Annotated in this window: 4 tRNA genes; all 4 read right to left on the minus strand. The window is 53.5% G+C overall.

Features of this window, described 5'->3' with window-relative positions:
* Positions 1-3: 3 nt before the first annotated feature.
* A tRNA-Asn gene (locus tag AC2YJL_RS27715) sits at positions 4-78 on the minus strand.
* 3 nt (positions 79-81) lie between these two features.
* Positions 82-158, minus strand: a tRNA-Ile gene (locus tag AC2YJL_RS27720).
* Positions 159-163: 5 nt separating this feature from the next.
* A tRNA-Gly gene (locus tag AC2YJL_RS27725) sits at positions 164-237 on the minus strand.
* A gap of 11 nt (positions 238-248) precedes the next feature.
* Positions 249-324, minus strand: a tRNA-His gene (locus tag AC2YJL_RS27730).
* Between the last annotated feature and the right edge of the window lies 1 nt (position 325).

A 325-nucleotide genomic window follows, 5' to 3' on the forward strand; every position in this document is an offset into this window, starting at 1 on the left:
GTATGGCTCCACAGGTAGGACTCGAACCTACGACCGATCGGTTAACAGCCGATAGCTCTACCACTGAGCTACTGTGGAATATGGTGGGCCTAAGTGGACTCGAACCACCGACCTCACGCTTATCAGGCGTGCGCTCTAACCAGCTGAGCTATAGGCCCATTTTTGGAGCGGGTGATGAGAATCGAACTCACGACATCAGCTTGGAAGGCTGAGGTTTTACCACTAAACTACACCCGCGTTACTTAAGATGGGGCGACTGATGGGAATCGAACCCACGAATGCCGGAACCACAATCCGGTGCGTTAACCACTTCGCCACAATCGCC

It is taken from the genome of Priestia sp. SRI_019, assembly GCF_057586255.1.